The organism is Pseudomonas sp. GW821-FHT01D09 (assembly GCF_059422465.1).
Map to the genome: position 1 here is coordinate 20118 of NZ_JBWKWY010000026.1, position 14634 is coordinate 34751.

Sequence of the window (14634 nt, forward strand, 5' to 3'; positions counted from 1 at the left end):
CGGGTCCATTACATAGAGCAGGCGCGCGGACATGGTTCAAGCCTCGGTGGATGATTGCTTGTAGTTGTAGCCAATCGGGTGCGGCATATTGCGGGCCTTGGCCAGCTCGATCTGCTTCTGGCGATCGATCGCACTGCGACGGGTCTTCTCGGACAGCTTATCCCAGCAGTGCGGGCAACTGATGCCGGCCACGTAATGCTCGGATGCGCGGTCCTCTACGCTAACCGGTGTACGGCAGGCATGACATTGATCGTAGTCACCTTCGCTCAAGTCGTGGCGCACGGTCACGCGGTTATCGAAGACAAAGCAGTCGCCCTGCCATTTGGTCTCGGCCTGGGGCACCTCTTCGAGGTATTTGAGGATGCCGCCCTTGAGGTGATACACCTCATCAAAGCCTTCGCTGAGCATATAGCTCGAGGCTTTTTCACAACGAATACCGCCGGTGCAGAACATGGCGACCTTCTTGTGCTTGGCCGGGTCGAAGTTGGCTTTGATATAGTCGGGAAATTCGCGAAAACTCGTGGTTTTCGGGTCGATTGCGCCTTCAAAGGTGCCGATCGACACTTCATAGTCGTTACGGGTGTCGATCAACAGCACTTCTGGATCGTTGATCAGCGCGTTCCAGTCTTGTGGATCAACATAGGTGCCGACTTGTTTGTTGGGGTCAACGCCTTCGACGCCCAGGGTCACGATCTCTTTTTTCAGCTTGACCTTGGTGCGGTAGAACGGCTGCTCGTCGCAGTACGACTCTTTGTGGTCGATATCGACCATGCGTGGGTCGTTCTTCAGCCAGGCCATCAGGCCATCAATGCCTTCACGGCTGCCGGAAACGGTGCCGTTGATGCCTTCTTCGGCGATCAGCAAGGTGCCCTTGATGCCGTTGTCGACCATGGCCTGCAACAGCGGCTCGCGCAGGGCGACGTAATCTTCGAGGGTGACGAACTTATACAGTGCCGCCACGACGATCGGGTGGGTCATGGGTGTTCTCTCCAGGTGGCTACCCTCGTAAAGGGTGAACCGGATGCAAAAAAAACGCGCCGACTGAGCGGCGCGTTGCGGATTCTAGCAAAACACAGGCCTTTTTAGGAGCCGGATCTCAGTGTTTGCTCCCGCCAGCGCAGGTCGGCGAGGCCGGGGCTGCGTCGGTTTTTGCCCATTCTTCAGGCGTGTAGGTATGCAGCGCCAGCGCATGGAACTCGCTCATCAGCTCGCCCAGGGTGGCGTAGACCTTCTGGTGGCGCTTGACGCGGTTAAGCCCGTCGAACTGCTGGCTGACCAGCACGGCCTTGAAATGCGTCTGCAATCCACGGCTGTGCATATGGCTTTCGTCCAGCACACTCAGGTGGTCCGGGCCCAGGGCGGCCAGTGCCGTCTCGATGCGCTGTTGCATGGTCATTCCTGGCTCCACTTACTTCTTGACAGGCGCGGCGGCTTTTTTCGCCGGAGCCAGTTCGTTGGTCATGTCTTCCAGCAGCTTGTTGACCACCGGCACCGCGCTTTCCAGCTTGGCCTGGGTCAGTTGGGCCGATTGCTGGGTCAGCTGCGGCATTTTCTCCAGGACTTTCTTGCCCAGTGGCGACTTGTAGAAGGCAACCAGGTCCTTGAGTTCGGATTCGCTGAAGTTACTGGTGTACAGCTTGACCATGTCCGGCTTGAGCTTGTTCCAACCAATGGCCTGGTCCAGGGCGGCGTTGGCCTTGGCCTGGTAGGTGTCGAGCACGGTTTGCTTGGCGGCAGGCGCCTTGGTCTGCTCGAAACGCTGGGCGAACATTTGCTGCACTTGCATGTACACCGGGGTGCCCAGCTTGTCGGCGTGGGCCAGGGTCAGGAAAGCTTCGGCACTGGCATTGTGGCTGGCGGTATCGGCAAGCACCTGGCCGCTGGCACAGACCAGAGCAACCGCGGTACAGATGGCACGAAGACGAGTCATCGAGTTTCCTTTCTAGCTGGCGAGGTAATACCCCAAGGGCGACCATTCTGCGCCTAAAAAACACCGGCACTCAACCCCACGCCTTGTAGGACTTGGTTTTGCGGGGGGTTGGCCGATGAAATGGCTTTTATGGAACCCAAACGCGCGCCCAGGGCCTAAACTGCGCAAACCGACCACAAGGAGAGTCCCTGCGATGAGCCGTATCGAAACCGACAGCCTGGGCGAAGTACACGTCCCGGATGACGCTTACTGGGGCGCACAGACCCAGCGTTCACTGGTCAATTTCGCCATCGGCGAGCAACGCATGCCGCTGGCGGTCCTGCACGCCCTGGCCCTGATCAAGAAAGCCGCGGCGCGGGTCAACGACCGCAATGGCGACCTGCCCGCCGATATCGCCCGGCTGATCGAACAGGCCGCCGATGAAGTCCTTGCAGGCCAGCACGATGACCAGTTCCCGCTGGTGGTCTGGCAGACCGGCAGTGGCACCCAGAGCAATATGAACGCCAATGAAGTGATCGCCGGCCGCGCCAACGAGCTGTCGGGCAAGCCCCGTGGCGGCAAGAGCCCGGTGCACCCCAACGATCATGTCAACCGCTCCCAGAGTTCCAACGACTGCTTCCCCACGGCCATGAGCATTGCCACCGTACAGGCGGTGCACGAGCAACTGTTGCCGGCGCTGCGCGAGCTATCCGGCGGGCTGGCGGAGTTGTCGGCGCGCCATATGAAGCTGGTCAAGACCGGCCGCACCCATATGATGGACGCCACGCCCATCACCTTCGGCCAGGAGGTCTCGGCGTTTATCGCGCAACTGGACTACGCCGAGCGCGCCATTCGCAGTGCCCTGCCCGCCGTCTACGAGCTGGCCCAGGGCGGTACGGCGGTCGGCACCGGCCTGAACTCGCCCCATGGCTTTGGCGAGGCGATTGCCGCGGAAATCGCCGCGTTGTCCGGGCTGCCGTTTGTCACTGCCCCCAACAAGTTCGCCGCACTGTCGGGCCATGAGCCGCTGACCACCCTGTCCGGCGCCCTGAAAACCCTGGCCGTGGCCTTGATGAAAATCGCCAACGACCTGCGCCTGCTGGGCTCGGGCCCACGGGCGGGGCTGGCCGAAGTGCGCCTGCCGGCCAATGAGCCGGGCAGTTCGATCATGCCCGGCAAGGTCAACCCGACCCAGTGCGAAGCGCTGTCGATGCTGGCCTGCCAGGTCTTGGGCAACGACGTGACCATCGGCATTGCCGCCAGCCAAGGGCATTTGCAGTTGAACGTGTACAAGCCGGTGATTATCCACAACCTGCTGGAGTCGATCCGCTTGCTGGCCGACGGCTGCCGCAACTTCCAGGAACATTGCATCGCGGGCCTGGAGCCCGACGCCGAGCAAATGGCTGCGCACCTGGAACGGGGCCTGATGCTGGTGACAGCACTGAACCCCCATATCGGCTATGACAAATCGGCAGAGATTGCCAAGAAAGCCTATGCCGAAGGGCTGACACTGCGCGAAGCCGCACTGGCGCTGGGCTACCTCACCGATGCCGAGTTCGACCAGTGGGTACGCCCGCAGAATATGCTCGAAGCCGGGCATTGACCTAAAGGTGGGCCAACCTTGCGCGCCGGGCCTTGAGCCCGGCGATCAAGGACGGGGCCAACGCCACCGACGCCGACCCCAGCACCACCAGCACCGCGCCGCCATACCCCAGGCCGTTGATCTGCTCGGCCTGCACATAGTCGGGCCATAACCAGGCCGCGATCGCCACGGCGACAAAGGTCACCAACGGCGTGATCGCCAGGGTCGCACTGACCCGCGACGCTTCCCAGTGGGCCAGGGCCTCGGCAAAGGCGCCATAGGCAACCAGCGTATTGAAACAGCACGCCAGCAACAGCCAGCCCTGCAACGGGCTCAGTTGCAGCGCCTCCATGGGATGCACCCAGGGCAGCAGCAAAAACGCGCAGCACAGGTAGATCACCATCATCACCTGCAGCGAATTCCACACCGTGAGCAATTGCTTCTGGCCCAGGGCATAGAACACCCAGATGGTGGTCGCCAGCAGAATCGTCAGCACCCCGGCGGTGTAGGTGCCCAGGGACGTCAACAACTCGGCCAGGCGCTGGTTGAAAAACAGCCCAAAGCCAATGATCAATACCAGCAGGCCCATGCCCTGCCCTCGGCTGAAACGCTCCTTGAACAGGAACACACTGGCAATCATCAGGAAGATCGGCCCCATCTGCACTACCAGTTGCGCCGTGCCGGGGCTCAACATCTTCAGCCCGACCAGGTACAGCACGTAGTTGCCCACCAGGCCGCACACCGCCATCGCCACCAGCCAGCCACCGCGCTTGCCCAGGACTTTCGGGCTGGGCAGGCGCTTGACGGCGGCCAGGTAGACGAACAGGCAACTGCCGGACACCATCAGGCGAAACCAGGTCACGGTGATCGGGTCCATCACCTGCAGCACCTGTTTGAGCTTGATCGGCAAAATGCCCCAGAGCAGCGCGGTCAGCAGGGTCAGGGATAAGCCGTAGACCCAGCGGCCGGAAGAGATGTGCATGAGTGCCCCAAGAGCCAGAGGTAGAGGAGCCCGCATTCTAGGGGGATGTGGGTAAACCTTGGCGAAGTTTTTTATCCGGCACACCACAAATCAACTGTGGGAGCGGGCTTGTCGGGTCGCCGCATCGCCGCGAAGGCGGTGGATCAGTTAATGCAACTGTGACTGACACACCGCTATCGCGGGCAAGCCCGCTCCCACATTTGATCTGCTGTGTTTTATAGATCAGCGCACAGCCTCGAACAACCCGGTCGCCCCCATCCCGCCGCCCACGCACATGGTGACGATGCCGTAGCGCAGGTTACGCCGTTGCAACTCACGCACCAGATGCCCCACCTGCCGCGAGCCGGTCATGCCGAACGGATGGCCGATGGAAATCGAGCCGCCATTGACGTTGTAGCGGGCATTGTCGATCTCCAGGCGATTGCGCGCATACAGGCACTGGGACGCAAACGCCTCGTTGAGTTCCCACAGGTCGATGTCCGCCACTTGCAAGCCACGGGCCTTGAGCAGTTTGGGCACCGAGAACACCGGGCCGATGCCCATCTCGTCCGGCTCGCAGCCGGCGACGGTAAAGCCACGGAAAAACGCCTTGGGCTTGAGCCCCAGTTGCAGGGCTTTTTCCAGGCTCATCACCAAGGTCATCGACGCGCCATCGGACAATTGCGAGGAGTTGCCCGCCGTCACCGAGCCGTCCTCGGCAAACACCGGCTTGAGCCCGCTCAGGCTGGCCAGGGTGGTGTCCGGGCGGTTGCAGTCGTCGCGGTCGACCACGCCATCGAGAATTTGCACATCACCGCTGTTCTTGTCCTCGACCTTGTACTTGACCGCCATGGCCACGATTTCATCGTCAAACAACCCGTCGGCCTGGGCCTGGGCGGTGCGCTGCTGGCTTTGCAGGGCGTACAGGTCCTGTTCTTCGCGGCTGACGTTATAGCGGCGGGCGACAATCTCGGCGGTCTGGCCCATGGGGAAATAGATGCCCGGCACCTGCTCCTTGAGCAACGGGTTGATCAGGTGGTCGGTATTCACGCTCTTGATGGTCAGGCTGATGGACTCGACGCCACCGGCGACAATGATGTCGCTGCACCCCGAGGCAATCTGGTTGGCCGCAATGGCAATCGCCTGCAGCCCCGAGGAGCAGAAGCGGTTGAGGGTCATGCCGGCGGTGCCGGTGCCCAGGCGCGACAGCACCGCCACGTTACGGCCGATGTTGTAGCCCTGGGCGCCTTCGTTGGAGCCGGCGCCGACAATGCAATCCTCGACACTGGCCGGGTCGATGCCGCTGCGGCTCAGCAGGGCGTTGACGCAATGCGCGGCCATGTCATCGGGGCGGGTCTGGTTGAACTTGCCGCGAAAGGACTTGGCCAGGCCGGTTCGCACGCTGTCGACGATCACTACTTCACGCATGGGCTACCTCAATCTTGTCGTTGTTGGGAGACAGATCGAGGATAGATCCAGCGCCGGGTGACCGCGACAATCATTCACCTGGCGTATGCAAAAGCATGGCGCTATTTGTGCTTCTTCTTTTTATCGTGTTTGTCGGACTTGGCGAACGCCGCTTCCAGCGCCAGGTTGATGGTGCGCAACACCTTGACCCGCGCCCAGCGCTTGTCGTTGGCTTCCACCAGGGTCCAGGGCGCGATCTCGGTGCTGGTGCGATCCACCATGTCCCCCACCGCCGCCCGGTAGGCATCCCACTTGTCACGGTTGCGCCAGTCGTCTTCGGTGATCTTGAAGCGCTTGAACGGGATTTCTTCGCGGGCCTGGAAGCGCTCCAGCTGGGTCTGCTTGTCGATGGCCAGCCAGAACTTGACCACGATCACCCCGGAATCGCGTAGTTGCTCCTCGAAATCGTTGATCTCGGCGTAGGCGCGCATCCAGTCGGCCGTGGTACAGAAGCCCTCGATGCGCTCCACCAGCACGCGGCCATACCAGGAGCGGTCGAACACAGTGAACATGCCCCGTGCCGGGATCTGCCGCCAGAACCGCCACAGGTAAGGCTGGGCACGTTCGTCTTCGCTGGGCGCGGCAATCGGCACGATGCGGTACTGGCGCGGGTCCAGCGCGGCCGCCACACGGCGGATCGCCCCGCCCTTGCCCGCCGCATCGTTGCCTTCAAATACGGTGACCAGGGCGTGCTTGCGCATGCGCTTGTCGCGCAGCAGGCCCGACAACCGGGCCTGCTCGGTAATCAGCTGTTCCTCGTAGTCGTCCTTTTCCAGGCGCTGGGTCATGTCCAGGCTGTCGAGCAGGCTTATCTGGTCCACCGACGACGGCAAGGGTGCCGGCTGGATCCCGCTGGCCCTGGCCTTGGGCGCCTTCAGGGCATTTTGCAGGCCTTCGAGGAGGATCTTGCCCACGGTCAGCCCGCGGTAGTTGGCATCCACCCCTTCGATCACATGCCAGGGTGCATAGTCACGGCTGGTGCGGCGCAGCACGCGCTCACCAAAATGCACGAACTTGTCGTAGGTCGCGGACTGCTGCCAGTCCAGCGGGCTGATGCGCCAGCTGTGCAGCGGGTCGTCCTGCAAGGCCTTGAGCCGCGCCTTCATTTGCTTCTTGGAGAGGTGAAACCAGAACTTGAAGATCAGCGCCCCTTCATCGCACAGCATCTGCTCCAGGCGCTCGGCCCCGGCGATGGCCTGGTCCAGGCGCGCATCCTTGATCTGGCCATGGACCCGCGCCTGCAACATCTGGCTGTACCAGTTGCCGAAGAACACCCCCATGCGCCCCTTGCCCGGCAACTGCCGCCAGTAGCGCCAGGCCGGCGGGCGGGCCAGTTCTTCGTCGGTCTGCTGGTCAAAGGTGCGCACCTCGATCAGGCGCGGGTCCATCCATTCATTGAGCAACTTGACGGTTTCGCCCTTGCCGGCGCCCTCAATGCCATTGATCAACACGATCACCGGGAAGCGCCCCTGCTGGTGCAACTCGAACTGCGCTTCCAGCAACGCTTCACGCAAGGCCGGGACTTGCGCCTCGTAAGTGTCCTTGTCGACGGTGTGACCGATTTCGGCAGATTCAAACATGGGCGACTCCCTTCCAAGATGGACCAAGACTAGCGGATTGGGCAGCGCGGCGGGCAAGGAATTCCCAAGCCCTTGCCGTGGATCAATGGCTCAGCCCTCGGGCACATGGCATATCCCCAGGTCCTGGTGCTTCATCATCTGTTGGGTGAGGCGCTCCACCACCTCGCTGACAGCCTGCCGGCGAGGCGCACGCAGGGCTTCCATTTGCGCGAGGTATTCACCGTCGGTGAGGTTCTGGCTGTTTTCAAAGAGCAATTGTTGCTGCACATCAAAGGGCTCCGTCGCCGCCAGGAACGTCGCGGGAAACTGTTGCTTGAGGTGGGTCTTCCAGAACGTCAACTGGGTCATGAAACGCAAGAGCGACGGGGACAACTCCGCCGTACGGACCTGGGAGTGCGCAACCTCCAGCCCCTCGTTGGTCACATTGGCAAACTCCACATACTGCGCATGCTTGGGCTGCCCCGGCAGTTCCAGGACTTTTGCCAAGCCCACCCGAAAGGCCAGGCTGACTTCCAGCGGGTCTTCGCTGGCATGTTCCCTGGCGTAGGTCAGCGCAATTTTTTCCAGCTCACTGAGACGGAACAGGCCCCGACCCAGTTTCAATAGCTCCCCGGGGCTGCCCTGTCGGTGACTGGACTGCTGGGTCGCCTTCTCGACCTCCATCAGCACTTCCATCTGACTGAAAATATCCGCCGCCCCGTCTGCACAGTTCACTGGGTGGGCCGCCAGTTGAAAGACCTGTTCGCGCAGTTCCACGCTGTCATGGGTCGATTGCAGGACCTCCCACACCCGGCGGCTCAAATCCTCGCGCACGTGACGGCTGTCGGCGGTCCCGGACAATTGGGCAAGCAACCCGAACAGCGGTGCCGATTCGCTGTCATCGCGCAGGTTGGCCCAGATCCCGCGCCTTATGGCATTGCGGTTGGCCACTTCGTCCGGCAACCAGAGCGCCCGGGCTTTCAACTCGGTGGCGCGGGGTCGATCGTCATCCACATAGCCCATGCCGATACCGACTTCCTCACGGTAGCGACTGAGGGCCGTCACCGTCGAAACGGATAACGGGTTGCCGCCCAGGTTGATCGCCTGGCTGAAACTACGGGTAGCGCGAAACAGCCATTCGGGCAAAAGCGTGATCCAGTTGTCGCGCAGGTCCACCTGGTCCAGATAGGCCAAGCGTCCCAGCCCGCTGGGCACGTCGGTTATCCGGCTGTCCTGGAGTAGCAACGTATGCAGCTCGCGCATGTTGCTGACATCCAGGTGCCCGCCCACCGGGTTGTGGCTCATGTCCAGCAGACGCAAGGTGCTCAGGTCGGCCAGTTTGCGCCGGGTGTACTCGGTCAGCGCCAGTTGGTTGCGGGGCAGCGACAAACTGTCGAGCTCGGGCATCCGCGAGAAGTACTCGGGCAGCCGGGTCAGCCGGTTGCGGTCCAGGTCCAGGCGGCGCAGGCCCTTGAAACACTTCAGGAAATAAGCCACGTCGTCGCCCAGCCGCATGTTCTTGAGTGACAAATGCCGCACATGATCGAAGCGAATCTGGGGCGGCAGGTTCGGCAGCGAGCCCACACGCATCCCGTCCAGGGTCAGGCCGGCCACGGACACCTGATACTCGTCGAGGACAAAGCTCTGGCGCCGCCAGCAGGCCTCGATGCGCTCGGCCACGAGCTGGCGGCTGCGATGGATATCCCTGAAGCCCGGTTGGTGCTGCAGTTCACCGGTGTTGCTCTTCCAATGTTTGAGAATGGCCCGCAGGTGCTCAAGGTCTGTGGTCATACGTTCGACGGCCTTGGCCCGGGACAGCTCATCGGCACCGCAAGCCATCAACAGCTCAGCGGCTTGGGCGTCAGTGAACAGCGGATAGAGCTTTTTCACCTTGTGCACCAGCGGCCCCGAATGGGCCGGCGAGCCTGTGGGCGAGTCCGCCAGCCGACAAGGGGTTTGCATAGCCAGCGGTTCACGAACCTTATCGGTCAATGCCTGCGCGGCCACCTCACGCTCACTTTGCGCCCGGGCGGCCAGCACACGCCGCAATCGCCAGCCATGTTCGCCCTCGGCGGCAGGCCAACCCAGGGCCTGGCGCTGCGCCTCTTGCAGCGTGTCTGCCAGCGCCTCGAACAGCCCATCCGGGCCTGTGCGGGCAGGTCCCAGGCTCACACCGTTGCCATCGAACGCTGTAAAACCGGCCGCCGACCTGACGACCACCCGCCGCACGCCGGCCCCCTCGATCGCCCCCAGCGCCACTAAGGCGCCCTGCGGCGAATCCTCGCGCAACTCCAACCGCAGCGCGTTATCCCAGCCCTCGCCCCGCGGCAACATCCGAACGGCAACGCACTGCGTGTCGGGGCCGGCCAACTCCGGCAGCTCGAAACCGGCCAGGGCACGATCCAGGCGTTGCCGTGCGAGGGCCTGGCGTACCGACTCGGCCAGCGCCATGGGTACACGCTGATGCTCGCGCAGCGCCTGCCACTCCACCGAAGAAGCCTGCGCCAGCAATTCGCGCATCACCGTGCATGGCAAGTGTGGATAGGTCTTGCGCAGCACCTCCCACTCGGGCGGCACCGGTGCGTCATACGCCTGATACAACCGCTCGAACAGGGGCTTGCGGTCAGCCTTGAGGGAGGCGAGCAGCCGACGCGCCAACACCGCGTGCTCTTCAGTGGCGGCCACCGCCGCCCCCAGTAGGCCGATCTTTTGTTGCTGGTCGAGCCGGGACAGCAGCACATCAAACACTTGCCCCTCATTCACCGCCTGTTCAGTGAGGGTCAAGCGCTGATGACCATCGCCCACGGGCCCACTGGCGGGATAACGCGCCTTGAACTCGCCCCGGGAGCCCTGCACCTCGAAGCAGTACCCCTCGGGCCAGCCCGGCAACAGGGGCAAGGCCTGCATCTGCACGGTGGCGCTGTCGGCGTTGAGGTACACCCCCCGCTCCAGCAGCCAGATCAGGTCGCGAATGGACTGCTCCAGGCGAAAGCGCTCATACAGATCGCGAAACCGCGCGGGAAAGGGCAGGCATTCCTGGGCCAGGTGGTATCCCCAACGATAAGGCTGGTCCAGGATGTCGCGGACCAGTCGCAACTTGCGCGACTCCAGCGCGGGGTAACGACTGGTGGGTTCCAGGCGCGAAAAGAGGTAGTCCTGGTCGTCCCATTCGTGCGGCTTTTCAAATGCAAAACGCCAGGCCCCCTCGCCGTTGTGCAGCACTGCCGGGCGATAGGCCGTCTGCCGCGTCGCGTGATTGGCCCGCCACTGCCCCAGTTTCGCGTCAAAGGCTACCTGATGCACAAAGCCCCCCACTTTTATGTAGGAATGACCGCCCACGGTATAGACACCCTGGGCATCCATCACCCCGTTATCGAGCAGGCCCTGGTCATGGGTATACGGGCGCACATCCGGGCGCCATAACCGTGGGCTGCCATCACTCGAACGGACAGCCTCCAGTGCCTGGAAGTAGTTATTCAAGCCCTGGCGGGTACGCTTCAATACCTTGCCGACCACCTTGGCCCCCGTGGCAAACAACACCATCGAGGTGATGTTTTCCGCCACCAACCCCAACTGCTTCAGCGCCTCGTCCCTGTCACCCCGGCGCCAGTCCTCAATGCCCTCATACACCTCGCCGAGCAGCTGCCCGATGGCCACCCCCGTCATCAACAGGCCCAAGGCCGGGACGACAAACGCGGCCAGGTTGAGCAGCGTCAACCCGGCCTCCAGGTACGCTTGCCAGCGCTGCTGGCGGACCTCCTCGTCCACATCCACCACCGGGACCGCCAGCGTGCGTGCGTCAATTTGCAGCTTGCCCACGTAGGTGCTGAAAAAATGCTGGGCCAGGCTGACCGTGATGGGCCTGGCCTCCAGCACCCCCAGGGTGCGGTGCTGCTCAAACCGGGTGAAGAACCCGACCCGGTCCACCACGCCCAGGTACCCGGTAAAGAAGGTGCGGTAGCTGGCCACCTCCAGCTTCAAGTCCAGGTAGACCTTGAAGTCATTGAGCGAGGGGTACTCAAAGAACGGCCGCAACGGCTCATTGGGCATATACACCACACACGGCTCCTGCGGGTATTGCGCAATCGGCCGGCCCGAGAACACCACCACGCTCCACAGGCAACAATCGAGGGCATTCAGGCCTTGCCAGAGCACCGGGCGCCCCTGAAACAACAGGTCTTTGGCCTGCGCCGGGTCGATGTTGCGGTCAAGCAACGCGCACACCAGGCTGTAGGCATTCGGGCTGATATCGCCGCGCATCAGGGCGATGTGGGCATCGATTTTCACATCCAGGGTTTTCATCCGACCGATATCGATCGCCACGCCGTTGACGCCGACCTGATCGTCGCTGTCGCCGGCCTCCAGGGCGAACACTTCAAGGATATGCTGCTGATACAAGCGCCCCAGGTCCAGGGCCCGGCAGCCTCGGGCGAACTCATGCGGGGCAATGTCGATAACGGCCTGGGCGGCAGACCCCGACTGCAGCCGGGACTCGCCGGAATAACGCTCGGCCCGCTCTTCATCCGCCGAAAAGTTCTGCAGCGCCATATGCAACAAACTCTGCTGTTGCAGCGTGACCGTGCGCACATACGCCAGGGGCAGCACATCTTTCTCATAGGCGTAGGTCGCACGGACAAACAGGTCCTTTTTCGGGTCCACCGTCACCTGCCACTGCGCCTGGCAGTAAGCCTTCAACTGCTGGCTGCCAAACTCATCCAGTGAGCGCAGCGGCTTCAATCGCACCTCAACCGCTGCGCGCGCCTCTTCGACCCGCGAGGCATCGTTTTCCAGCGCTTCCAGCACCCCCGGCGGGGCATTGATCATCCAGCCCGGCAAGCGCTTTTGCAGGACCTCGGCCTTGGCCAGGTCCCCCGTCATGTCCAGCAAGGCCGCTTGCAACTGTTGCTGCGTCAACTGAGTGAGTGTGTGGGTCAATCCATTCTGTACCTGCATCAGCAATATCCCTTAATGCCTAGGGTTGAACGCTTAACGATACCTCGTGCCAAGGCGCCGGATTAACGCCGATTGTTGATGGGTCCAGGGGCGATTGCCGGGGAATTTTCCATGGATGAAATAGCCGGCTAACACCCCGGTTCTACCCTGCCCGCCGGGATCGACTAGAATGGCCGCCTTGTCTCTGCCGAGTTGCCCATGAACCCCGTACAGCCCAATGCCCAGCTCGACTGGGACGACCAGGGACGCCCACGCTCGCGGGTGTTCGATGACGTGTATTTTTCCGACCAGTCGGGCCTGGAAGAAACCCGCTACGTGTTCCTCGAACAGAACCGCCTGCCAGAACGCTTTGCCGCGCTGCCGGTGGGCGGGCGGCTGGTGATCGGGGAAACGGGGTTTGGCACCGGCTTGAATTTCCTGTGTGCCTGGCAGCTGTTTGAACAGCACGCCGTGCCGGGGGCGCGCCTGCATTTTGTCAGTGTGGAAAAGTACCCCCTGAGCCATGCCGACCTGCAACGCGCCCTCGCCCTCTGGCCGCAGCTCCAGCCGTTGGCCGAGCCATTGCTGGCGCAGTACGTCGCCATTCACCAGGGCTTCCAGCGCCTGATCCTGGCTGACGGGCGTGTGACGCTGACGCTGCTGATCGGCGATGCCCTGGAGCAACTGCCGCAGTTGGATGCACAGATCGACGCCTGGTTTCTCGACGGTTTTGCCCCGGCGAAAAACCCCGACATGTGGACCGCCGAACTGTTCGCCGAACTGGCGCGGCTGGCGGCCCCGGGCTCGACCATCAGCACCTTTACCAGCACCGGCTGGGTGCGGCGCCTGCTCAATGCTGCCGGGTTCAAGATGAAGCGCACCCCGGGCATCGGCCACAAATGGGAAATCCTGCGCGGGGAGTTTCTCGGCTGGCCGGCCGACGCACCGCTACCGGCCCCCACCAAGCCCTGGTTCGCCAGGCCAACGGCCCTCAAGGGGGAGCGTCGGGCCCTGGTGATCGGCGGCGGTATGGCCGGGTGCACCAGCGCTGCCAGCCTGGCCGCGCGAGGTTGGCAGGTCAGCCTGCTGGAGCGCCATGCCGGCCTGGCCCAGGAAGCCTCGGGCAATCCGCAAGGGGTGCTGTACCTCAAGCTGTCGGCCCATGGCACCGCGCTGTCGCAAATGATTGTCAGCGGGTTCGGCCATACCCGGCGCCTGCTGGAGCACTTGCAACGGGGGGTGGAGTGGGACGGCTGTGGCGTCCTGCAACTGGCCTTCAATGCCCGGGAGGCCGAGCGCCAGGCGCAACTGGCCGAGGCGTTTGCCCCGGGCTTGCTGCACCGGCTGGACAGGGACCAGGCCCAGGCCCGGGCCGGGGTTGGCCTGGAGCACGGCGGGCTGTTTTTCCCCGAGGGCGGCTGGGTGCATCCACCCGCTTTCTGCCAATGGCAGGCACGCCAGCCCGGCATCACGGTGCAGGTTCATCATGAGGTGCTGGAGCTGCGCAAAGTCGACGAGCAATGGCAGGCCTGGGACGGTGACCGGTTGCTGGCCAGCGCTGCCGTGGTGGTGCTGGCCGGCGCGGCTGACGTCAAGCGTTTTGCTGCCAGCGCCGAGTTGCCGTTAAAGCGTATTCGCGGGCAGATCACCCGCTTGCCGCAGACCGCCGACAGCCAGGCCTTGGCCACGGTGGTGTGCGCCGAAGGCTATGTCGCGCCGGCCCGCCTGGGGGAGCACACCCTGGGCGCCAGTTTTGACTTCACCTGTGAAGACCTCACCCCCACCGCCGCCGAGCATGCCGGGAATCTGGCGCTGCTACAGGAGATCTCCCCGGACCTGGCCCAACGCCTGCGCGCCGACAGCCTTGCTCCACAGACCCTGCAAGGCCGCGCGGCCTTTCGCTGCACCAGCCCGGACTATTTGCCGATTGTCGGGCCATTGGCCGACACCCTGGCATTCGCCCAGGCCTATGGGGCGCTGCGCAAGGACGCCCGCCACACACCCGACACCGCCTGCCCGTGGCTCGATGGCCTGTATATCAATAGCGGCCATGGCTCACGGGGCCTGATCACCGCGCCGTTGTCCGCCGAACTGCTGGCCGCGTGGCTGGACAACGAACCGCTGCCCCTGCCCCGCAGCGTGGCCGAGGCCTGTCACCCAAACCGCTTCGCCGTACGGGCGTTGATCCGCAGCAACGCGGCCAAGAAACCTCAGTGAGCGGGCC

Annotated in this window: 9 protein-coding genes; 2 read left to right on the forward strand and 7 right to left on the reverse strand. The window is 63.2% G+C overall.

All coding sequences use genetic code 11. The features are described from left to right. Positions 1 to 36: 36 nt before the first annotated feature. The 3 genes from trhO to AC07W7_RS20055 form a co-directional block, all read right to left on the reverse strand. Complete coding sequence (gene trhO / locus AC07W7_RS20045; protein ID WP_169864560.1) at positions 37 to 978, reverse strand: oxygen-dependent tRNA uridine(34) hydroxylase TrhO; 942 nt, start codon at positions 976 to 978, stop codon at positions 37 to 39. 118 nt (positions 979 to 1096) lie between these two features. After that, entirely contained in the window at positions 1097 to 1396 is a 300-nt protein-coding gene (locus tag AC07W7_RS20050) for a BolA family protein (protein ID WP_169898452.1), read from the reverse strand. A gap of 12 nt (positions 1397 to 1408) precedes the next feature. Further along, positions 1409 to 1930 carry a DUF2059 domain-containing protein gene (locus AC07W7_RS20055; RefSeq protein ID WP_169901153.1) on the reverse strand — a complete coding sequence of 174 codons (522 nt, stop codon included), beginning with the start codon at positions 1928 to 1930 and terminating at the stop codon, positions 1409 to 1411. A 193-nt stretch (positions 1931 to 2123) separates the two neighbouring features. Here AC07W7_RS20055 and AC07W7_RS20060 point away from each other — a divergent pair, with 193 nt between their 5' ends. Beyond that, the gene (locus tag AC07W7_RS20060; RefSeq protein WP_099169139.1) at positions 2124 to 3512 is read left to right on the forward strand and encodes a class II fumarate hydratase; all 1389 of its coding nucleotides are present in this window, start codon (positions 2124 to 2126) and stop codon (positions 3510 to 3512) included. Between the two features lies 1 nt (position 3513). Here AC07W7_RS20060 and AC07W7_RS20065 read toward each other — a convergent pair whose 3' ends face one another. The 4 genes from AC07W7_RS20065 to AC07W7_RS20080 form a co-directional block, all read right to left on the reverse strand. Continuing rightward, complete coding sequence (locus tag AC07W7_RS20065; protein ID WP_495039987.1) at positions 3514 to 4473, reverse strand: DMT family transporter; 960 nt, start codon at positions 4471 to 4473, stop codon at positions 3514 to 3516. A 222-nt stretch (positions 4474 to 4695) separates the two neighbouring features. After that, positions 4696 to 5880, reverse strand: coding sequence for a thiolase family protein (locus AC07W7_RS20070; RefSeq protein WP_169898462.1), 1185 nt, complete (start codon positions 5878 to 5880; stop codon positions 4696 to 4698). Between the two features lie 101 nt (positions 5881 to 5981). Then, complete coding sequence (gene pap / locus AC07W7_RS20075; protein ID WP_495039988.1) at positions 5982 to 7499, reverse strand: polyphosphate:AMP phosphotransferase; 1518 nt, start codon at positions 7497 to 7499, stop codon at positions 5982 to 5984. A gap of 90 nt (positions 7500 to 7589) precedes the next feature. Beyond that, positions 7590 to 12431 (reverse strand): NEL-type E3 ubiquitin ligase domain-containing protein, encoded by a 4842-nt coding sequence (locus AC07W7_RS20080; protein ID WP_495039989.1) that lies wholly within the window; start codon positions 12429 to 12431, stop codon positions 7590 to 7592. Positions 12432 to 12629: 198 nt separating this feature from the next. Here AC07W7_RS20080 and mnmC point away from each other — a divergent pair, with 198 nt between their 5' ends. After that, positions 12630 to 14627 carry a bifunctional tRNA (5-methylaminomethyl-2-thiouridine)(34)-methyltransferase MnmC2/FAD-dependent 5-carboxymethylaminomethyl-2-thiouridine(34) oxidoreductase MnmC1 gene (gene mnmC, locus AC07W7_RS20085; protein ID WP_495039990.1) on the forward strand — a complete coding sequence of 666 codons (1998 nt, stop codon included), beginning with the start codon at positions 12630 to 12632 and terminating at the stop codon, positions 14625 to 14627. Positions 14628 to 14634: the final 7 nt, after the last annotated feature.

What these genes read in the sequence shown, in the direction of transcription:
- AC07W7_RS20060 (WP_099169139.1), top strand. Translation starts at nt 2,124, where the DNA reads ATGAGCCGTATCGAAACCGACAGCCTGGGCGAAGTACACGTCCCGGAT.
- AC07W7_RS20065 (WP_495039987.1), bottom strand. Translation starts at nt 4,473, where the DNA reads ATGCACATCTCTTCCGGCCGCTGGGTCTACGGCTTATCCCTGACCCTG.
- AC07W7_RS20080 (WP_495039989.1), bottom strand. Translation starts at nt 12,431, where the DNA reads ATGCAGGTACAGAATGGATTGACCCACACACTCACTCAGTTGACGCAG.
- pap (WP_495039988.1), bottom strand. Translation starts at nt 7,499, where the DNA reads ATGTTTGAATCTGCCGAAATCGGTCACACCGTCGACAAGGACACTTAC.
- trhO (WP_169864560.1), bottom strand. Translation starts at nt 978, where the DNA reads ATGACCCACCCGATCGTCGTGGCGGCACTGTATAAGTTCGTCACCCTC.
- AC07W7_RS20050 (WP_169898452.1), bottom strand. Translation starts at nt 1,396, where the DNA reads ATGACCATGCAACAGCGCATCGAGACGGCACTGGCCGCCCTGGGCCCG.
- AC07W7_RS20055 (WP_169901153.1), bottom strand. Translation starts at nt 1,930, where the DNA reads ATGACTCGTCTTCGTGCCATCTGTACCGCGGTTGCTCTGGTCTGTGCC.
- AC07W7_RS20070 (WP_169898462.1), bottom strand. Translation starts at nt 5,880, where the DNA reads ATGCGTGAAGTAGTGATCGTCGACAGCGTGCGAACCGGCCTGGCCAAG.
- mnmC (WP_495039990.1), top strand. Translation starts at nt 12,630, where the DNA reads ATGAACCCCGTACAGCCCAATGCCCAGCTCGACTGGGACGACCAGGGA.